We start from the raw sequence: 19,672 nt of genomic DNA on the forward strand, positions 1-19,672 counted from the left end.
CAGGATATTGCCTGAGAGTATAACGGCTTTACTTGCCGCGAAGAACGTATTTCGGCAATTGTCGCCGCACAGCAACTCGTGTAAACGACAACTTTTTCATAGAGAAAAGACAAGCCGACAAGGGCCATTTTAGTGAGGCAAGCTGCTTGTCCATCGGGCAAGCAAGGGGGCTTCTGGCCCCCAATTCAATGCAGAGAGTTAGTTGCAGCCCGTTAATCTTTTGCTGCCAGCAAGGCCTGGATTGCCGCTTCGGTCTGGCTGTACTGGCCTTCGCCGAAATGGGTGTAGACGACCTGGCCCTTGCGGTCGACCAGGTATAGCGCTGGCCAATACTGGTTGCGGTAGGCGGTCCAGGTGGCGTAGCGGTTGTCCTGGGCAACCGGGTAGCGGATATCGAAACGCTTGAGGGCGGTCTGCACATTGACGGTGCTGCGCTCGAAGGGGAATTCGGGCGTGTGCACGCCGACCACCACCAGGCCCTTGTCCTTGTACTTGTCGTACCAGGCCTTCACGTGCGGCAGGACGTTGATGCAATTAATGCAAGTGTAAGTCCAGAAATCGACCAGCACCACTTTGCCGCGCAGCTGCTGCACGGTGAGCGGCTCGCTGTTAAGCCACTTGTCGATGCCGCTGAATTCCGGCGCCGCGGCCGGGTTTTTCAGCGGGCCGGCGACGGCGGCGCCGGCGCCGGCGGCTAGCGTGAACGCGGCGGCGGTGGTGGCGGCAACGGCGGTTTTTAATGTCGAAAACATATCAAAGTCCTTTCAGAGTGGGAAAGTAAGTGGCCAGGCGGGCATAGATCAGGATGTCGTATTGGAAATAGATCGCCAGCGCGGTGGCGATCACCAGCACGCCGAACCCTTGTTGCAGGCGGCCGGCGTGACGCGCCACGGCACGCACGCGCCGGGTGGCGTACTGGCCGCCGTACATGATGGCCAGCATGGGGATGGCGGCACCGGCGGCGTACAGCGTGACCAGCAAGGCCGACCAGCCCAGGTCCTGCGCACGGACCACCAGCGCCAGGATGGAAGCCAGCACCGGGCCGGCGCACGGGGTCCAGACCGCGCCCAGCGACATGCCGAGCACGAAGCCGCCGCCATTGCTGCCGCCGGCCACACATGATCCACCTGCCACATTTGACTCACTTGGCCAATTTGCCATTTTTGACATTTCCCCCACGCCTGCCGCCTCCGCCCCGCCGGGCGCGCCGGACGTCCCCATGCCGGGGGCCTGCTGCAAGCGGGCCGCCAGCCACTCGTAGGGTCGCGGCCACACGCGCAACAAGCCGGACAGCGCCAGCAGCGCGATGGCGGTATTGCGCAACGCTTCCTGCGCCGCCTGGACCACGGACGAGACCGCACCCAGCAGCATGGCGAAGGAGGCGAAGGTCAAAATGAAGCCGGCGACTATGAACAGCGGCCGGCTGCGGGTGGCGCGCGGCGCCGTTCCAGCCGCGCTGCCCAGAAGTATTGGCAGTACGGGCAGCACGCAGGGCGAGGCGATGGTGAACACGCCGGCCAGCAGGGCCAGCAGGATTTCCAGCGGGTTGTGCATCAGGTCCACCATGATGGGGCTCCTTATATATGTGGAAGCTCCATTGGACCGTCCGCAGATGTCCCGCATGTGTCCTGCCGGCGGCGCCGCTGCAATGTAGTGTGTCAGGCTGCGAACCGGATACACGGCGATACAAAGCCGGAAATCGGCTGGGTTATGATGAATGCATGGAAAATACCGACCACATCCTGATCGTCGACGACGACCGCGGCATCCGCGAACTGCTGGCCGCCTACCTGGAAAAAAACGGCATGCGCGTATCGTTGGCCGCCAACGGACGCCAGATGCGCGCCGTGCTGGAGCAGGGCGAACCCGACCTCATCGTGCTGGACCTGATGCTGCCAGGCGAGGATGGCCTGCTGCTATGCCGCGAGCTGCGCGCCGGCAAGCACCGCACGGTGCCGGTGCTGATGCTGACCGCCCTCGGGGAGGAGGCCGACCGCATCGTCGGCCTGGAGATGGGCGCCGACGACTACCTGTCGAAACCGTTCGCCTCGCGCGAGCTGCTGGCGCGCATCCGCGCCGTTCTGCGCCGCGCACGCATGCTGCCCAAGAACATGCAAGTGACCGAGGCGGCCCATATGCTGGGCTTTGGCGACTGGCGGCTGGACACGGTGGCGCGCCACCTGCTCGACGCCGACGGCACGATGGTAGCCCTGAGCGGCGCCGAGTACCGGCTGCTGCGGGTCTTCCTCGACCATCCGCAGCGGGTGCTGACACGCGACCAGTTGCTGAACCTGACCCAGGGCCGCCAGGCCGACCCGTTCGACCGTTCGATCGACCTGCTGGTGAGCCGCCTGCGCCAGACGCTGAAGGACGTGGCGCGCGAACCGCGCTATATCAAGACGCTGCGCAGCGAAGGCTATGTGTTCTCGGCCGCCGTGACCCTGCTTGAAGGGCCGGCGTGAAGACGGCTGGCCCGGCCGCCCTGGCCAACCCGGCGCGGTGGCCGCGCTCGCTGTTCGCACGCCTGGCGCTGATCCTGTTCGTCGGCCTGGCCGCCAGCCAGGCGGCCTCGTTCTGGCTCACCATGACCGAGCGCAACCAGGCCACCATGAACGTGATGATGGGCTACATCGAACGCGAAGTGGCCAGCTCGGTGGCCCTGCTCGACCGCCTGCCCGCCGCCGAGCGCCCGGACTGGCTGCCCAGGCTGGCGCGCCGCAGCTACCGGTTCGTGCTGGGCCCCGGCATTGCAGGCGCGGCGCCGGACGCCACCTTGTCGGCGCGGGTGGCGGCCTCCATAGCCGAAGGCATCGGCACCAGCTATGAGGTGACGGCCAACGCCGTGCCCGGCGAGCGCGAGCGGCTGCAGGTGCACTTGCGCCTGAGCGACGGCGCGCCGCTGACCATCGACATCACGCCGATGCCGGGCATACCGCTGTCGCGCTGGCTGCCGCTGCTGCTGGCGCTGCAACTGGCGGTGCTGGGCGCGTGCTGCTGGTACGCGGTGCGCCAGGCCACCCGGCCGCTGCACCAGCTGGCGCGCGCGGCCGACACGCTGGGGCCCGACCTGAAGGCCGAGCGCCTGCCCGAGGACGGCCCTTCCGAAGTGGCGCGCGCGGCGCGCGCCTTCAATGCCATGCAGGACCGCATCGCCAGCTATGTGACCGAGCGCCTGCAGATCCTGGCCGCGATTTCGCACGACCTGCAAACCCCGATCACGCGCATGCGCTTGCGGGTCGACCTGATGGACGAGGGCCCCCAGCACGTCAAGCTGCAGCAGGATCTGCGGGAAATGGAAACCCTGGTCAAGGAGGGCGTCGCGTATGCGCGCACCTTGCACGGCGCGGCCGAGGTGCCCTGCCGCATCGACCCCGACGCCCTGCTCGACAGCATGCTGGCCGACTACCTCGACGCCGGCCACGACGTCAGCCTGCAGGGCAAGGTCGGCGCGGCGCTGGTGGCGCGGCCGCAGGCGCTGCGGCGCGTGCTCGGCAACCTGATCGACAACGCGCTCAAATTCGGCGGCGCCGCCGAGATCGCCGTCGATGCCGTGCCGGCCGGCACGCTGGCGATCAGCGTGCTCGACCGTGGCCCCGGCATCCCGGCCGAATCGCTGGAAGCCGTGTTCGAACCCTTCGTGCGGATTGAAACCTCGCGCAACCGCAACACCGGCGGCACCGGCCTCGGCCTGGCGATCGCGCGCCAGCTCACGCTGGCCATGGACGCCGGCCTCAGCCTGCATAACCGGGCCGGCGGCGGCCTGGAGGCGCGCCTGGTGCTGAAGCGCTAGCGCAGAATCAGGAAGAAGACGACGAAAGCCAGAACCGATATCGCGACCCGCGATTGATTGCGAACCCGTGGTTTCGACTATGTGAATCGATCCGCCATTTTTCTTCCGGCGCTTTTGGCTGAGACTGGTGCCTTTCCAGCACGGAGCAGACCATGAAAGCCATCCAACTCACCGCCCCCGCACTGACCGCCTTCCGCCAGACCGAACTGCCCGAGCCCAAGGCCGGCCCCGGCGAAGTGCTGCTGCGCCTGCGCGCCGCCACGCTGAACTACGTGGACGTGGCGATCGCCACGGGCAGCTTCCCGGGCGCGCAATTTCCGATGATACCGGTGGCCGACGGCGCCGGCGAGGTCGCCGCGCTGGGCGAGAACGTCGGCGGCTGGGCCGTGGGCGACCGCGTCGTTCCGCACTTCATGCCGAACTGGCAAGGCGGCCCCATCACGCCGCACCATGTCGCCGCATTGCGTGGGATAACGCTGCCCGGCTCGCTGGCCGAATACGTGGCCGTGCCCGCCGCCAGCCTGGTCGCCCTGCCCGCCCACCTCGATTTCGCGCAGGGTGCGGCCTTGCCCATCGCCGCCACCACGGCCTGGAACGCCGTGCGCTCGGCGCAAGTGCGCCCCGGCTCGGTCGTGGTGCTGCTGGGAACCGGCGGGGTCAGCATTTTTGCGCTGCAGTTCGCCAAATCATCGGGCGCTACCGTGATAGTTGCGTCCTCATCCGATGAAAAGCTGGAACGCGCGCGCCAACTCGGCGCGGACCACCTGGTCAACTACCGCGCCACGCCAGCCTGGGACGAGGAAGTGCTGAACCTCACCGGGGGCCGTGGCGCCGATCTGGTGGTGGAGACGGTGGGCGACGCCACGTTCGCGCGCGCGCTCAACGCGGCGGCCATGGGCGGCACTGTGTTCACGGTCGGCTTTGTCAGCGGCACGGCGGCGCCGATCGACCTGCTGCCCATCATCGTGAAGGCGCTGCGCATCATCGGCAACAACACCGGCTCGGTGGCCGACCTGGCGGAGGCAGCGCGCGCCATCGCGGCGCACCGCATCGTGCCCGTCATCGACCGCGTGTTCGACATCGGCGAAACCGGCGCGGCGTATGCCGAGCTGGCAAGCGGCGGCCGGCATTTCGGCAAGCTCGCCATCGCGCACTGATGCGGCGCGGCAAACGTGCCGGGTTGTCACGCCTACGCTTGCATGGACTTGCGCACGCGCCAACGGGCCGAATAAGGAAGCACGAACAAATACAGGCCGGTGAGCAGGAGCAAAGCGAGCGGGGGCAGCGGCGAATAAGTCACCCAAGCCGGCGGCTCGCCCTGCGCCCTGACCACAAAGTTGGCAATCACGGCAAGCGTGAATGCCATGGATGTCCAGCGGTGAAACTGGCGGATGCGGTTCGACGAGGTAGTCATGTTCCCTCCAGCCTCAGCGGCGCGCCTGTATCATTTTCCACCCGTTACCGGACGGGTCGCGGAAGCCGGCGTCCACTGTGCCGTAGCGGTCAACCGGCGCCTGCGTGAACTCCACGCCTTTTTCGCGCATTTTCTCGTAGGCGGCGCGGCAATCGTCCACCACCAGCACGAGGGGCGGCATGGCGCCCTTGGCGACCATCGCGCGCAGCGTCTGCGCGGTCGCCTCGTCGTGGGTGGGCGGCCCAGGCACGTACAGGCCGAGCTGGAAGGACGGCTGCTCCGGGTGCTGCACGGTGAGCCAGCGATAATCGCCGTTGCGCACGTCGGTGTGGACTTGGAAGCCGAGTTTGTCGACATAAAAGGCAAGCGCTTCATCCTGGTCGCGGACATACAGTCCGGCTACTTCGATACCTTGGGTCATGGGATCTCCTTTTCTTGAGTCCCCAGTATAAGATCAGCCATTTGGCGCCGCTTCTCCGAAACTGCCATTGTGAGATGGGGCCGGTGCGCGGCGCCCAGAACGCAGGCGGGCACGCGGCCCGGTTCGTCCACCGCGCCCCGCTCGCTTTCCCGGATTTCGCCGGGGTTCTTGCCCGTGATGTCGCGGAAGGTGCGCCCGAACGTGCCCAGGCTGCGCCAGCCGGTGCGGAAGGCGATCTCGGTGATCGGCAAATCGGTTTCGCGCAGCAGCGCCTTGGCCCGCTCAATGCGGCGCGTGAGCAGGTAGCGGTGCGGCGGCAGGCCGAAGGCCTCCTTGAACGAACGGGCGAAGTGCGCCTCCGACACACAGCTGACCTGCGCCAGGCGCGATACCGGCCACTCCTCGTCCGAGGCGGCATCCATACGGTCCTTCGCACGCAGAAGGCGGCGCAACAGTTCAGGACTCTGGCTGGGAAGCTCTTCGCTCATGCGGGTCTCTTCTTTGGGTCAAAAAAAAGCCCGGATACGAGGTATCCGGGCCGTTTGATTCCGTCAGCGCGTGCTCCGTCAGAACGGAATATCGTCATCCATATCCGAGAAGTTCGGCGCCGGGCGCGGTGCCGGGCGCGGAGCCGGAGCCGGTGCTGGCGCAGGACGCGGAGCCGGAGCCTGGCGCGGAGCCGGGGCGTCGTAGCCGCCGCCGTCGTCCATGCCGCCGCCTTCACCCATGCCTTGACGACCGCCCAGCATTTGCATCTGCTCGGCGATGATGTCGGTTGCGTACTTCTCCACGCCGTCCTTGTCGGTGTACTTGCGGGTCTGCAGGCGGCCTTCCACGTAGACCGACGAACCTTTTTTCAGGTACTGGCCGACGATTTCAGCCAGGCGGCCGAAGAAGGAAATGCGGTGCCACTCGGTTTGCTCTTTCTGCTCGCCGGTGTTGCGGTCCTTCGACTTGTACGAGGTCGCAACGGCAATGTTGGCGATCGCATCACCGCTAGGCATGTAGCGAATTTCCGGATCGCGGCCCAGATTGCCGACGATGATGACTTTGTTGACTGATGCCATGTATAACTCCTGTTGAACAGCGGCCGCGCGTAGCGGGCGGTTAAGACTAAACAGCGATTATATGCCAACACCACCGCGCCACCCCGTCGTTTTTTTAGGCGGCAAGCTGAGCCGGAAAACGCAGATACTGGTATTATATACAGTATTACTGTCCAGCCGCCTTGATCTGCCTCAAACAGCGCAAGGCGGCGCGGACTAAACCCGGCTATAGTACCGGGTTCACCCCGTTTGCCCCCTTTACCCAAGGCTACAACAATGGAACAGATCCGCATTCGCGGCGCACGTACGCACAACCTCAAGAACATCAACCTCGATCTGCCGCGCAACAAGCTGATCGTGATTACCGGCCTGTCCGGCTCCGGCAAGTCGTCGCTGGCGTTCGACACGCTGTACGCCGAGGGGCAGCGCCGCTATGTGGAGTCGCTGTCGGCCTACGCGCGCCAGTTCCTGCAACTGATGGAAAAACCGGACGTGGACCTGATCGAGGGCCTGTCCCCGGCCATCTCCATCGAGCAGAAGGCCACCTCGCACAACCCGCGCTCGACCGTGGGCACGGTGACAGAGATCCACGATTACCTGCGCCTGCTGTATGCGCGCGTCGGCACGCCGTACTGCATCAACCACCCTACCCACGCACTGGCGGCCCAGACCGTGTCGCAGATGGTGGACGCGGTGCTGGGCATGCCAGAGGGCACCAAACTGATGATCTTGGCGCCGGTGGTGGCCAACCGCAAGGGCGAGCACGTGGACCTGTTCGAGCAGATGCAAGCCCATGGTTTCGTACGCTTCCGGGTACAGAGCGGTACGCATGCCGCAAAAATCTATGAAGTCGACGATCTGCCCAAGCTGAAGAAGACCGAAAAGCACACCATCGACGTGGTGATCGACCGCGTGAAGGTAAATCAGGAGATCAAGCAGCGCCTGGCCGAGAGTTTCGAGACCGCGCTGCGCCTGGCCGACGGCCGCGCCGTGGCCTACGAAATGGACACCGCCAAGGAGCATGTCTATTCCAACAAGTTCGCCTGCACCGAGTGCGGCTACTCGCTGCAGGAACTGGAACCGCGCTTGTTCTCGTTCAACAACCCGATGGGCGCCTGCCCCGATTGCGACGGCCTGGGCCATATCGAGTTCTTCGACCCGAAACGCATCGTCGCCTTCCCCAACCTGTCGCTGGCCTCCGGCGCCGTGAAGGGCTGGGACCGCCGCAACCAGTTCTACTTCCAGATGCTGACCGCGCTGGCGGCCTATTACGAGTTCGACCTGGATACGCCGTTCGAGCAGTTGCCGAAGAACGCGCAGGAAGCCGTGCTGCACGGTTCGGGCAAGCAGGCCATCCCGTTCGCCTACATCAACGAACGCGGCCGCACCGTGGTCAAGGAGCACACCTTCGAAGGCGTGGTGAACAACCTGTCGCGCCGCTACCGCGAGACCGATTCGATGGCGGTGAAAGAGGAACTGGCCAAGTTCATCAACGAGAAGGAGTGCCCGGCCTGTTCCGGCGCCCGCCTGCGCGTGGAAGCGCGCTATGTGAAGGTCGGCACCGGCAAGCAGGAGCGCGCGATCTACGAGATCGCCCGCAAGCCGCTGCGCGACGCGCTGGAGTTCTTCGAAACGCTGGAGCTGAAAGGCTCGAAGAAGGAGATCGCCGACCGCGTGGTCAAGGAGATCATCTCGCGCCTGAAGTTCCTCAACAACGTGGGCCTGGACTACCTGTCGCTGGACCGCAGCGCCGACACCCTGTCCGGCGGCGAAGCGCAGCGCATCCGCCTGGCTTCGCAGATCGGTTCCGGCCTGACCGGCGTCATGTATGTGCTGGACGAGCCGTCCATCGGCCTGCACCAGCGCGACAACGACCGCCTGATCGAAACGCTGAAGCATTTGCGCGACATCGGCAACAGCGTGCTGGTGGTCGAGCACGACGAGGACGCGATCCGCACCGCCGACTACATCGTCGACATGGGCAAGGGCGCGGGCGTGCACGGCGGCGACGTGATCGCCTCCGGCTCGCTGAAGGACATCCTGAAAAACAAGGAATCGCTGACCTCGCAGTACCTGAGCGGCGCGATGCGTATTGAAGTACCGAAGCAGCGCCACGTATTCAACGAGGAACGCCAGCTGGTGATCACCGGCGCCACCGGCAACAACCTGAAGAGCGTCACCCTGCAGTTGCCGGTCGGCCTGATGACCTGCATCACCGGCGTGTCCGGTTCCGGCAAATCCTCGCTGATCAACGACACGCTCTACCCTGCGCTGTCGCGCCACCTGTACGGCTCGCAGACCGAACCGTCGCCGCACGACACCATCAGCGGCCTGGAGCACTTCGACAAGGTGATCGCGGTGGACCAGGCGCCGATCGGCCGCACGCCGCGCTCGAATCCGGCCACTTACACCGGCCTGTTTACGCCGATACGCGACCTGTTCTCCACGGTGCCGATGGCCAAGGAACGCGGTTACAGCGCGGGCCGCTTCTCGTTCAACGTCAAGGGCGGCCGCTGCGAAGCCTGCCAGGGCGACGGCGTGATCAAGGTCGAGATGCACTTCCTGCCGGACGTGTACGTGCCGTGCGACGTCTGCCACGGCAAGCGCTACAACCGCGAAACGCTGGAAGTGCTGTACAAGGGCAAGAGCATCACCCAGGTGCTGGACATGACGGTGGAGGACGCGCACGAGTTCTTCAAGCCGGTGCCGCTGATCGCGCGCAAGCTGCACACCTTGCTGGACGTGGGCCTGGGCTATATCAAGCTGGGCCAGAGCGCGACCACCTTGTCGGGCGGCGAGGCGCAACGCGTGAAGCTGTCGCTGGAGCTGTCCAAGCGCGACACCGGACGCACCTTGTATATCCTGGACGAGCCGACCACCGGCCTGCACTTCCACGATATCGATTTGCTGCTGAAGGTGATCCACCGCCTGCGCGACCAGGGCAACACGCTGGCCATCATCGAGCACAACCTGGATGTGATCAAGACGGCGGACTGGATCGTGGACCTGGGGCCGGAAGGCGGCGCGGGCGGCGGCCAGATCATCGCCGCCGGCACGCCGGAGGATGTGGCGGCCAACCCGGACAGCGTGACGGGTAAATACCTGATTCCGCTGCTGAAACCAACGAAGAAAAAGTAAGCCCCCGCCCTGTCATTCCGCAACGGCGGACCGCCGCGCATGCGGGAATCCATACGCCGGCGAATGAGCCAGCTCAGCATGGATTCCCGCTTGCGCGGGAATGACGGGCTAACTACTGCGTCGCCACCTTGGCACCCTGTTTTTCGGCGTCGACCCAGCCTTTGATGTGCGTCTCGAGCACGTCCATCGGCAAGGCGCCCGCGCCCAGCACCTGGTCGTGGAATTTGCGGATGTCGAACCGGGCCCCCAGTTCCTGCTTCGCGTAGTCGCGCAGCGCCAAAATCTTCAGCTGGCCGATCTTGTAGCCCAGCGCCTGGCCCGGCCACACGATGTAGCGGTCGGTCTCGCTCTGCACGTCCACTTCCTCGATGCCGGAATGGTCGTGGAAGAAGTCCACCACCTGCTGCCGGCTCCACTTCTTGTAATGCAGGCCGGTGTCCACCACCAGGCGGATGGCGCGCAGCATCTCGTCCTGCAGGTGGCCGTAGTAGCTGTACGGGTCCTTGAAGAAGCCCAGCTCCTGCCCCAGGCGCTCCGAATACAGCGCCCAGCCCTCGGCGTACGCGGTGTAGTTGCCATGCTGGCGGAAGCTCGGCAGGCCTTCGATTTCCTGCGCGATGGCGATCTGCATGTGGTGGCCGGGCACGCCCTCGTGCAGCGCCGTGGTTTCGATGCCGATGGTGGACCGCTTGGCGTAATCGCCGGTGTTGACCATCACGCGGCCGGCGCGCTTGCCGTCCGGCGAGCCGCCCATGTAGGACGCGGCAGCCTCCCCCTTCTCGCGGAATTCCTCGACCTTGCGGATCTCCACCTTACCCTTGGGCAGGATGCCGAACTGCTGCGGCAGCTGCTTGTACATCTGGTCCGTGTATTGCTGATACAGGTCGACGATGTGCTGGCGCGACTTCGGATGCAGCGCGGGCTTGGCGGCGAGCGCCTTGTTGAAGGTCTTCAAGTCCTTGTAGCCCAGTTTCTGCGCCACGCCCAGCATCTGCGCTTCGATGCGGCTCACTTCAGACAGGCCCAGCTGGTGGATCTGCTCCGGCGTCATGTCGGTGGTGGTCGAGGACTTGGCCTTGTGCGTGTAGCGCGCCGCGCCGTCCGGCAGCGACCACATGCCCACGTCCTTGCGGCCGTGAGGCTGGTACTGGGTCTGCACGAAAACCGCCAGCTTCTTGTATGCCGGCGCGACATCGTTCTGCACTGCCGCCAGGACCTCCTTGCTCAGGCGCGCCTTGTCGGCCGCCGAGAAGTCTTTCGGGAATTTCTTCAGCGGCTCGGCGAACGGCGAGGCGGCGGCTTTCATCGCGGCCACGCCCTCGCATTGCTTGACGATTTTCGGGATCAGGAACTGCGGCGGCATCAGGCCGTCCTGCACGCCTTTTTCCATCTGCGCGCGGGTCTCGTCGAACAGTTTCGGCAGCGTGCGCAGGCGCTGGATGTAGTCCTCGTAATCCTTGACGGTCTCGAACGGCAGCGCGGAGACGATTTGCGGCGCGTCGATGTGGATGCCGGAGTTTTGCGCCAGCGGCATTTCCCAATCCTTGAAGCGCGCGCCTTCCACATTCTCGCGCAACTGGCGCACCATCAGTTCCTGGTTCAGCTTTTCCTGCAAGGGGAAGCCGGAGGTGTCGATCGCTTCGAAACGCTTCAGGAACTCCACGGTGGCCTTGGCGTCGGCGTCGATGCCGGCCTGCGAAAAGTCGGACCACTTGTCGTTGTAGCGCTTGTCGCCCAGCAGCGATGCCCACTCGGGGCTGATGCGCATGGTGTAGTCCCACTGCTCTTTGATCAGGCTGTTCAGTGCGGCGCGGCGGCCTTCCAGGTCCGGCGCGGCCGGACCGGCGTGGGCCAGGCCCAGCATCAGGGAAAACAGCAAGGCGCTGGCGGCGCCGAAACGGGTTTTGGTCATGGTGGTTTAAGCTGAAAATGGGTGAGCTTGCACTGTAAACGCGAAAACCGCCCGGCGCGGGCGGTTTGTGACGGAATGCCGAAAACGCGGCATGGACTGCATGATCGCGGCGGCAGTGCGCGGCGACGCCATGCCGGCATTACTGCCGCGGCGCGGTGCGGTGGCCCAGGCTGGAGACGATTTTCGGCTTGCGCGCCCAGTAGCTCCACGACACGCCGCCGCCGGCCAGCCAGGCTTCGAGCTGGCCGAAGCGGTCGAAGCCCCAGAACGGCTCCTTGTCCGCGATCACGAAGGGCGAGCCGAACACGCCGCGCGCCAGCGCCTCCGCCGTTTCGGCCTTCAGCAAGTCCTTCACCTCGGCCGACTTGATGGCCGCCAGCAAGGCATCGGCCGGAATGTCCAGGCCCGCCGCGATGCCAGCGAGCACCTCGTCGTCCGTCAGGTCGACACGGTCGGCGAAATAGGCATGCATGGCGCGCTTGGCGAAACGCACCGCCTGCGCTTCGCCGTACTGCTGGCGTATCCACAGCATGGCGCGCGGCGCCCCCAGCAGCAGTTGCGGGAAGGTGGCCGGCTGGCGGTAGACGATGCCGTGCTGGCGCGCCGTGCGGTCGATGTCGTGCAGCACGTAGTCGCCCTTGATCGGCACCAGCGGCAGCGGCATGCCGCCGGTGGCCTGGAACACGGCTGCCATCATGATGGGATGCCAGCGCACTTCGCGCCGGTGGCGCGCCGCCAGCTCGTCGATGCAGGTGGCGGCGAAGTAGCCGTAGGGCGAGACGAAGTCGAAATAGAAATCGATGGCTACCATGGCGCGCCCTTAGCAGAGGCCGAAATCGTCATTGCTGTCGGGCAGCGAACGCAGGGCGTCCACCAGCTTGGGGCTGAACAGCAGGCAGCAGGCGACTACCGCGAGGAAAATGGCTTTGGTCATGATGCTCTCCTTTTTCGCACAGGTGTGCGAAATGTAGTGAAAAAAAACGGCGGCGCAACCGGCCTCCGCGAAGCGGGGGCGGCGGCCGTCATTCCTGGTAACTCAAACTCTTGTACGTCGAAAGCAGGCGGCTGAAGGCCATCAGCATGCGCTTCGGCGCCACCGGGTCCCGCATGAAGCGGCTATCGTGCAGCAAGCCCACGATCAGGCAGTAAATCTCGAACACCAGCTGTTCGGCATCGGTGTCGGGCCGCAAATGGCCCAGCTCCACCGCTTGCCGCACGGTCTTGCGCAGCGAGGCGCGCCAGCGCTCGACACCCTGCTGCAGACGGTCGCGCAAGGGGCCGTCCAGGTCGTCGTATTCAAAGGCGCCCGCCGTGTACAGGCAGCCGGAGCCCGGACCGGTGTCCTTGCAGCGCGCGATCCAGCGCTCCACCTGGGCCGTCAGGCGCGGCAGGCCGGGCGCCAGCTTCAGCGACGGCATGAACACCTCGTCGGCGAAGCGGCGGTCGTACTCGTCCAGCACGTCGCTCTGCAGGCTCTCCAGCGAGCCGACGCGCGAGAACACGCCGCTCTTGCTGATGCCGGTGCGCTTGGCCACCTCGCCCAGCGACACCTTGCCGATGCCGTCGGCCGCCGCCATCTCGTAGGCGGTGCCCAGGATGGCGGTGTAAGTGGCTTCGCTTTTGCTGGACAGTGTGTTCATGCCCAAACTTTAGCACACCTGTGCGAAATGTAAACAAAAAAAATGGCGCGCCCGAAGACGCGCCATTTTATCGGATGCTGCCTGCTTAGTTGGCCAGGCGCTTCTCGATTTCAGCCTTGGTGGCCACCAGCTCTTGCGGCAGGTGGTAGGCCAGCTTGTCGAACAGCTCGTCGTGCAGCTTCAGTTCTTCGTTCCAGGCCGCCTTGTCGATCGAGGTGATCTGGTTGAACTGCTCTTGCGTGAAGTTCAGGCCGTCCCAGTTCAGGTCGCCGAATTCCGGGGTCACGCCGAACACGTTTTCCACGCCGCCCGCTTTGCCGTCGATGCGTTCGAGCATCCACTTCAGCACGCGCATATTGTCGCCGAAGCCGGGCCAGACGAATTTGCCGTCGGCGCCGGTGCGGAACCAGTTCACGCAGTAGATCTTCGGCAGCGCGGCCGGGTTGACCGCGCCTACCTTCTGGCCCAGGTTCAGCCAGTGCTGGAAGTAGTCGGCCATGTTGTAGCCGATGAAGGGCAGCATGGCGAACGGGTCGCGGCGCACCACGCCCATCTGGCCGGCGGCGGCGGCGGTGGTTTCGGAACCCATGGTCGCTGCCATGTAGACGCCTTCCACCCAGTTGCGGGCTTCGGTCACCAGCGGCACGGTGGTCGAGCGGCGGCCGCCGAAGATGAAGGCCGAGATCGGCACGCCGGCCGGGTCGTCCCAGGCCTGGTCGATGACCGGGTTCTGGGTCGCGGCCACGGTGAAGCGCGCGTTCGGATGGGCGGCCTTGGTGCCGGACGCCGGGGTCCAGTCCTTGCCCTGCCAGTCGATCAGGTGGGCAGGCGCTTCCTTGGTCAGGCCTTCCCACCACACGTCGCCTTCGTCGGTCAGCGCGACGTTGGTGAAGATGGTGTTCTCGCCCAGGCAAGCCATGCAGTTCGAATTGGTCTTGGTGTTGGTGCCGGGGGCGACGCCGAAGTAGCCCGCTTCCGGGTTGATCGCGTACAGGCGGCCGTCGGCGCCCGGCTTGATCCAGGCGATGTCGTCGCCGATGGTGGTCACTTTCCAGCCCTTGAAGCTGGCAGGCGGGATCAGCATGGCGAAGTTGGTCTTGCCGCAAGCCGAAGGGAAGGCGGCGGCGACGTAGTGCTTTTTGCCTTCCGGCGATTCCACGCCCAGGATCAGCATGTGTTCAGCCAGCCAGCCGGCGCCCGCGCCGGTCTGCGCTTCCTGGAAGCCCATATTGGAGGCGATGCGCAGTGCGAAGCACTTCTTGCCCAGCAGCGCGTTGCCGCCGTAGCCCGAACCATAGGACCAGATTTCGCGCGTTTCCGGGAAATGCACGATGTACTTGGTGGCGTTGCATGGCCATGCGACGTCCTTCTGGCCTGCCGCCAGCGGCGCGCCGACGGTGTGGATCGCCGGCACGAATTCGCCGTCGGCGCCCAGCACGTCGTACACGGCTTTGCCCATGCGCGTCATGATGCGCATATTGACGGCCACGTAAGGCGAATCGGACAGCTCGACGCCGATGTGGGCGATCGGCGAGCCCAGCGGGCCCATCGAGAACGGCACCACGTACAGCGTGCGGCCGGCCATGCAGCCGTCGAACAGGCCGTTCAAGGTGGAGCGCATTTCAGCCGGGGCCATCCAGTTGTTGGTCGGGCCGGCCTCTTCCTTGGTTTTCGAGCAGATGAAGGTGCGGTCTTCCACGCGCGCCACGTCGGTCGGATCCGAGCAGGCCAGGTAGGAATTCGGACGCAGGTCCTGGTTCAGCTTTTTCATCGTGCCGGCCGCCACCATCTCGGCGCACAGGCGGTCGTACTCTTCCTGCGAGCCGTCGCACCAGTAGATGCGGGCCGGGCGGGTCAGCGCGGCAACTTCCGCGACCCACTGGATGAGTTTTTGGTGTTTGATGTAAGCTGGGACGTTCAGTGCTGCTACGCCACTCATAACGGGCTGATTCATAGTACCTCCAATGCCAATAAGAATTCTTTGTCTTGTCCCGGCACGGCAGATCGTCGTCAGCTTATGGCTTGCGCACGGAAAGGCATTCGTTAATGCTTCGGCGGTACGGCGGTCATGTCGATGCGCCTTGATTATGCGGCGGCGCTGATGGAACGTATTGCGGAAACCCGCTGTTGGGCTTCAAAGTGCTGGGGATTGTACACCCGCACCCCCGCGATTCAGTCAAAAATGTAGGAGAATTGGTTGACTAAAGTAGTAGGCTATTCCTGAAATTAGCAAACCCGTTATTTCGCTACGAAACCCTGTCAAAATCATCCCAACCATTATGAAGATAGCAATCCTCGACGATTACCAAGACGCCACCCGCAGCCTGAAGTGCTTTAAATTGCTGGAAGGGCATGATGTCAAAGTGTTCAACAATTCCAGCCGCGGCGTGGGCCAGCTGGCGGCCCGGCTGGCGCCGTTCGACGCGGTGGTGCTGATACGCGAGCGCACCGAGTTTTCCCGTGCGCTGCTGGCCAAGCTGCCGAACCTCAAGCTCATTTCGCAGACCGGCAAGGTCAGCGGCCACATCAATGTGGAGGCCGCCACCGAACTGGGCATCGCCATCGCCGAGGGCGTCGGTTCGCCGACCGCGCCGGCCGAGCTGGCCTGGGCGCTGATCATGGCGGCGCAGCGCAAGATCGTGCCCTACGCGGCCCACCTGAAGGAAGGGCTGTGGCAGACGGTCTCGACCGCGCCCGAACACAATACGGTGGGCACCGTACTCAAGGGCCGCACCCTGGCGATCTGGAGCTACGGCAAGATCGGCAAGCTGATCGCCGGCTACGGCAAGGCCTTCGGCATGAAGATCCTCGTCTGGGGCGGGCAGGCCAGCCGCGACGCGGCGGTGGCGGACGGCCATACGGCGGCCGAATCGCGCGAGCAGTTCTTCGCCGAGGCGGACGTGCTCAGCCTGCACCTGCGCCTGGCCGACTCGACACGCGGCATCGTCACGGCGGCAGACCTGGCGCGCATGAAGCCGACCGCGCTGTTCGTCAACACCAGCCGCGCCGAACTGGTGGCCGAGGGCGCGCTGGAGGCGGCGCTGAAGCTGGGCGCGCCGGGCGGCGCCGCGCTCGACGTGTTCACCGACGAGCCCTTGCCGCCGGACAGCCCGCTGCTGCGCATGCCCAACGTGCTGGCCACGCCCCACCTCGGCTATGTCGAGCTGGACAGCTACGAGCTGTACTTCCAGCACGCCTTCCAGAACCTGGCCGATTTCGCCAACGGCAACTGCAAGACCATCCTCAACCCCGGCTACGCCGCCAACATCCGCCAAGCAAGCTGAACCGCAATTTGGGGACGCCGAGTCCCGCAAATTGCGGCTCAGGTTTCGGGGATGCCGCTGAAGTTGGGGCGGGGAACGGGCATGGCGTGGACCTTGGTCCACAGGCCGGCCCAGCCTGGCGGCCAGGCGATGTCGGGGCCGCTGTAGGCGGGCAGGGTGGCGCGCACCGGGATCACCGGCACGGCCGGCATCTCGGTCAGCGGGCCGCCGTCGGGACGCGCCATGTCCAGGCTGTACATATAGCCGGGCAGCAAGTTGTCGCACACGGCGCCGAACCAGGCGGCGTGGTCTTCGTCGCGCCCCAGCGCTTGCGCCAGGCCTTGCGGGTCGAAACGCGCCAGCGCGTGCACCAGCTCCTCGGTGCTGGCGCCGGGCGTGTCGCCCCAGCCCATCACGGGGTTGACGTTGTAGTCGGCGCCGGAACCATACCAGCCTTCGCGCCAGGAACGCTGCATCCAGTCGCGCGGGCCGGTGAACAAGTGCCAGCGCCAGTGCAGGCCGGACGGCTTGGGCCAGGAGTACAGGTACAGCCTCTGGTAGCCGGCCCGGTGCAGCTCGCGCACCATGGCCATCAGCCGCGCGTGCGGCATGCGGTCCGGCGGCGCGCGCCGGAACAGGATGGCTTCGCCGTCGGCGAACTGCACCTCGTCGGTCGACAGGTTCAGGTCCAAGGTCCGCGACTCGCTGCCGAAGCGCGCGGCGATCCAGCCGGTCAGCAGATTGACGGCCGTGATCACGCCATAGCCGCGATGGCGGTGGAAAATGACGGTACCGGGAGCGAGCGCTTTCATGATGTGGCCGGACAAAGAAACCAGTGTAATCGGAGTATGCCCAACTTTCCAGATGAGTGTGGCCATGTTTTGCGTCCAAGTTTCGCATGTGGCCGCGACACGCTATCATGCGCCCTTATCGTAGACTTACCACCGGACTCCATCATGACCCTGCGCATCATCGCCACTGGCGGCACCTTCGACAAGCACTACAACGAACTGAACGGCACGCTGGCCTTCGCCGACAGCCACTTGCCGCAAGCCATCGCACAGTCGCGCATGACGGTGGGCGCGACGCTGGAACAGCTGCCCCTGCTCGATTCGCTCGACATGCAGGACGCCGACCGCGCGCGCGTGCTGGCCAGCTGCCGCGCCGCCGCCGAGCAGGCCATCGTCATCGTGCACGGCACCGACACCATGAAGGAGACTGCCGCCGTGCTGGGCGCTGCCGCGCTGGCGCAGACCGTCGTGCTGACCGGCGCCATGATCCCCTACGAAATCGCCAACTCGGACGCGCTGTTCAACCTCGGCTTCGCCTGCGCCGCGGCGCAGACCCTGCCGGCCGGCGTCTACGTGGCCATGAACGGCCGCATTTTCAGCTGGGACAATGTGCAGAAGAACCGTGCTGCCGGTGTGTTCCAGGCGCTGTAAAATGGACAATATTTCATGATTTCAGGAGAAGCAATGTCCGACTGGTCCGCCGGCTACGTAGCCGACATCGGCTACACTTTTGGCCTCTACACGGAGCTTAACCCGCTGCGCATCAAGCTGGCCTTCCTGAACGCGGGACTGGCCTTCCCCGAGGTGGGCGCCGCTTGCGAGCTCGGTTTCGGCCAGGGCGTCAGCGTCAATATCCATGCGGCCGCCTCCGTCACCGAGTGGCACGGCACCGACTTCAATCCGGCCCAGGCCGCGTTCGCCCAGGAGCTGGCGGTCGCGTCGGACGCGCACGCGCAGCTGCACGACCTGTCTTTCGAGGAATTCTGCAGCCGCCCCCACCTGCCGGACTTCGATTTCATCTGCCTGCACGGCATCTGGAGCTGGATCTCGGACGCCAACCGCGCCGTCATCGTCGACTTCGTGCGCCGCAAGCTGAAGCCGGGCGGCGTGCTCTACATCAGCTACAACACCCAGCCCGGCTGGGCCGCGATGGCGCCGGTGCGCGACCTGCTCACCGAGCACAGCCAGGTGATGGGCGCGCCGGGCAAGGGCATCGTGCCGCGCATCGACGAGTCCATCGCCTTTGTCGAGAAGCTGTTCGCCACCCAGCCCGCCTTCCTCAAGGCCAACCCGGGCGTGAGCGCGCGCATGGAACGCATCAAGGACATGAACCGCAACTACGTGGCGCACGAGTATTTCAACCGCGACTGGGTACCGATGTCGTTCGCGGCCATGGCCGAACAGCTGGAGGAAGCCAAACTCAGCTATGCCTGCTCGGCCTTTTATCTGGACCACATCGACTCGGTCAACTTCAGCGCCGAGCAGCAGGCGCTGCTGGCGGAAATCCCGGACCCGATGTTCCGCGAGACGGTGCGCGACTTCATGGTCAACCAGCAGTTCCGGCGCGACTACTGGGTGCGCGGCGCGCGCCGCCTGTCCGCCGCCGCGCGCGAGGACTTGCTGCGCAAGCAAAAGCTGCTGCTGGCGGTGCCGCGCAAGGACGTGCCGCTGAAGATCAGCGCCCCGCTGGGCGAGGTGACGCTGCAGACGGCCGTGTACGCGCCCATCCTGGACTTGCTGGCCGACCACCAGCCGCGCACGATCGCCGAGATCGAGGCGGCCTGCGCCACGCAGAACGTGTCCATCGCGCAAATCGTGCAGGCCGTGTTTGTGCTGGCGGGCAATGGCAACCTGCGCGCGGTGCAGGACGACCACGCCATCGCCGGCGCGCGCCCGCAGACCGAGCGCCTGAACCGCCACCTGTGCCAGATGGCGGTCACCGGCAGCGAAGTGTCCTACCTGGCCTCGCCCGTCACCGGCAGCGGCACCCAGCTCGACCGTTTCAGCCAGCTGTTCGTGCTGGCCAGCCTGCAAGGCAAGCAGCAGCCGGCCGAGTGGGCCGCGTTCGCCGGCGCCATCCTCGACCGGCAGAACCAGCGCCTGCAAAAAGAGGGCGTGGCGCTCGAGCGCGACGCGCAGTCGGCCGAGCTGCGCCGCATGGCGGACGCCTTTGCCGAATTCACCCTGCCCATCCTGCAAGCGCAGGGCATCGTCGGCTGATACGCCGCCGGCGCGAAAAAAAACCCGCCTGGTCCAT

General features: G+C 65.3%; 18 protein-coding genes. 7 read left to right on the forward strand and 11 right to left on the reverse strand.

Annotation, left to right across the window (positions count from 1 at the left end):
- Window positions 1-212: 212 nt before the first annotated feature.
- Both ACSQ8Y_RS23370 and ACSQ8Y_RS23375 read right to left on the reverse strand, forming a co-directional pair.
- Window positions 213-752, reverse strand: coding sequence for a thioredoxin family protein (locus ACSQ8Y_RS23370; protein WP_436268801.1), 540 nt, complete (start codon window positions 750-752; stop codon window positions 213-215).
- A gap of 1 nt (window position 753) precedes the next feature.
- Window positions 754-1,554 (reverse strand): cytochrome c biogenesis CcdA family protein, encoded by an 801-nt coding sequence (locus ACSQ8Y_RS23375; RefSeq protein WP_436269897.1) that lies wholly within the window; start codon window positions 1,552-1,554, stop codon window positions 754-756.
- 167 nt (window positions 1,555-1,721) lie between these two features.
- On the opposite strand from ACSQ8Y_RS23375, the gene ACSQ8Y_RS23380 reads away from it, so the two are divergent.
- The 3 genes from ACSQ8Y_RS23380 to ACSQ8Y_RS23390 all read left to right on the forward strand — a co-directional run bounded on the left by ACSQ8Y_RS23380 (window position 1,722) and on the right by ACSQ8Y_RS23390 (window position 4,947).
- Window positions 1,722-2,462 (forward strand): response regulator, encoded by a 741-nt coding sequence (locus tag ACSQ8Y_RS23380; protein ID WP_436268802.1) that lies wholly within the window; start codon window positions 1,722-1,724, stop codon window positions 2,460-2,462.
- Window positions 2,459-3,790, forward strand: a complete 1,332-nt coding sequence (locus tag ACSQ8Y_RS23385) for an ATP-binding protein (RefSeq protein WP_436268803.1) — start codon at window positions 2,459-2,461, stop codon at window positions 3,788-3,790. Before ACSQ8Y_RS23380 ends, ACSQ8Y_RS23385 begins: the two co-directional genes overlap by 4 nt.
- A gap of 152 nt (window positions 3,791-3,942) precedes the next feature.
- Window positions 3,943-4,947 carry a zinc-dependent alcohol dehydrogenase family protein gene (locus tag ACSQ8Y_RS23390; protein ID WP_436268804.1) on the forward strand — a complete coding sequence of 335 codons (1,005 nt, stop codon included), beginning with the start codon at window positions 3,943-3,945 and terminating at the stop codon, window positions 4,945-4,947.
- 32 nt (window positions 4,948-4,979) lie between these two features.
- On the opposite strand, the gene ACSQ8Y_RS23395 is transcribed toward ACSQ8Y_RS23390, so the two are convergent.
- The 4 genes from ACSQ8Y_RS23395 to ssb all read right to left on the reverse strand — a co-directional run bounded on the left by ACSQ8Y_RS23395 (window position 4,980) and on the right by ssb (window position 6,692).
- A complete protein-coding gene (locus ACSQ8Y_RS23395; protein ID WP_436268805.1) occupies window positions 4,980-5,204 on the reverse strand; it encodes a hypothetical protein in 225 nt (74 codons plus the stop codon).
- A gap of 13 nt (window positions 5,205-5,217) precedes the next feature.
- Window positions 5,218-5,625: a VOC family protein gene (locus ACSQ8Y_RS23400; protein WP_436268806.1), complete on the reverse strand. Its 408-nt coding sequence runs from the start codon at window positions 5,623-5,625 to the stop codon at window positions 5,218-5,220.
- Complete coding sequence (locus tag ACSQ8Y_RS23405) at window positions 5,622-6,113, reverse strand: helix-turn-helix domain-containing protein (protein WP_436268807.1); 492 nt, start codon at window positions 6,111-6,113, stop codon at window positions 5,622-5,624. Before ACSQ8Y_RS23405 ends, ACSQ8Y_RS23400 begins: the two co-directional genes overlap by 4 nt.
- 78 nt (window positions 6,114-6,191) lie before the next feature.
- Window positions 6,192-6,692, reverse strand: a complete 501-nt coding sequence (gene ssb, locus ACSQ8Y_RS23410) for a single-stranded DNA-binding protein (RefSeq protein WP_436268809.1) — start codon at window positions 6,690-6,692, stop codon at window positions 6,192-6,194.
- Window positions 6,693-6,947: 255 nt separating this feature from the next.
- Here ssb and uvrA point away from each other — a divergent pair, with 255 nt between their 5' ends.
- On the forward strand, window positions 6,948-9,809 hold the full coding sequence (gene uvrA, locus ACSQ8Y_RS23415) for an excinuclease ABC subunit UvrA (protein WP_436268810.1): 2,862 nt from the start codon (window positions 6,948-6,950) through the stop codon (window positions 9,807-9,809).
- Window positions 9,810-9,921: 112 nt separating this feature from the next.
- On the opposite strand, the gene ACSQ8Y_RS23420 is transcribed toward uvrA, so the two are convergent.
- The 4 genes from ACSQ8Y_RS23420 to ACSQ8Y_RS23435 all read right to left on the reverse strand — a co-directional run bounded on the left by ACSQ8Y_RS23420 (window position 9,922) and on the right by ACSQ8Y_RS23435 (window position 15,315).
- The gene (locus ACSQ8Y_RS23420) at window positions 9,922-11,721 is read right to left on the reverse strand and encodes a DUF885 domain-containing protein (RefSeq protein WP_436268811.1); all 1,800 of its coding nucleotides are present in this window, start codon (window positions 11,719-11,721) and stop codon (window positions 9,922-9,924) included.
- Window positions 11,722-11,860: 139 nt separating this feature from the next.
- On the reverse strand, window positions 11,861-12,532 hold the full coding sequence (locus ACSQ8Y_RS23425; protein WP_436268812.1) for a 2-hydroxychromene-2-carboxylate isomerase: 672 nt from the start codon (window positions 12,530-12,532) through the stop codon (window positions 11,861-11,863).
- A gap of 211 nt (window positions 12,533-12,743) precedes the next feature.
- Window positions 12,744-13,361: a TetR/AcrR family transcriptional regulator gene (locus tag ACSQ8Y_RS23430; protein WP_436268813.1), complete on the reverse strand. Its 618-nt coding sequence runs from the start codon at window positions 13,359-13,361 to the stop codon at window positions 12,744-12,746.
- A gap of 85 nt (window positions 13,362-13,446) precedes the next feature.
- On the reverse strand, window positions 13,447-15,315 hold the full coding sequence (locus ACSQ8Y_RS23435; RefSeq protein WP_436268814.1) for a phosphoenolpyruvate carboxykinase (GTP): 1,869 nt from the start codon (window positions 15,313-15,315) through the stop codon (window positions 13,447-13,449).
- Between the two features lie 325 nt (window positions 15,316-15,640).
- On the opposite strand from ACSQ8Y_RS23435, the gene ACSQ8Y_RS23440 reads away from it, so the two are divergent.
- The gene (locus ACSQ8Y_RS23440) at window positions 15,641-16,645 is read left to right on the forward strand and encodes a D-2-hydroxyacid dehydrogenase family protein (protein WP_436268815.1); all 1,005 of its coding nucleotides are present in this window, start codon (window positions 15,641-15,643) and stop codon (window positions 16,643-16,645) included.
- Window positions 16,646-16,683: 38 nt separating this feature from the next.
- Here the strand turns inward: ACSQ8Y_RS23440 and ACSQ8Y_RS23445 are convergent, their stop codons facing one another.
- Window positions 16,684-17,436: an L-asparaginase gene (locus ACSQ8Y_RS23445; RefSeq protein WP_436268816.1), complete on the reverse strand. Its 753-nt coding sequence runs from the start codon at window positions 17,434-17,436 to the stop codon at window positions 16,684-16,686.
- Between the two features lie 144 nt (window positions 17,437-17,580).
- Between ACSQ8Y_RS23445 and ACSQ8Y_RS23450 the strand changes: the two genes are divergently transcribed.
- On the forward strand, window positions 17,581-18,066 hold the full coding sequence (locus ACSQ8Y_RS23450; protein ID WP_436268817.1) for an asparaginase domain-containing protein: 486 nt from the start codon (window positions 17,581-17,583) through the stop codon (window positions 18,064-18,066).
- A 33-nt stretch (window positions 18,067-18,099) separates the two neighbouring features.
- Window positions 18,100-19,635, forward strand: a complete 1,536-nt coding sequence (locus ACSQ8Y_RS23455; RefSeq protein ID WP_436268818.1) for a class I SAM-dependent methyltransferase — start codon at window positions 18,100-18,102, stop codon at window positions 19,633-19,635.
- Window positions 19,636-19,672 lie beyond the last annotated feature (37 nt).

Origin of the sequence: Pseudoduganella sp. LjRoot289 (assembly GCF_964252925.1) — a bacterium.
Lineage (GTDB): Bacteria > Pseudomonadota > Gammaproteobacteria > Burkholderiales > Burkholderiaceae_D > Rugamonas.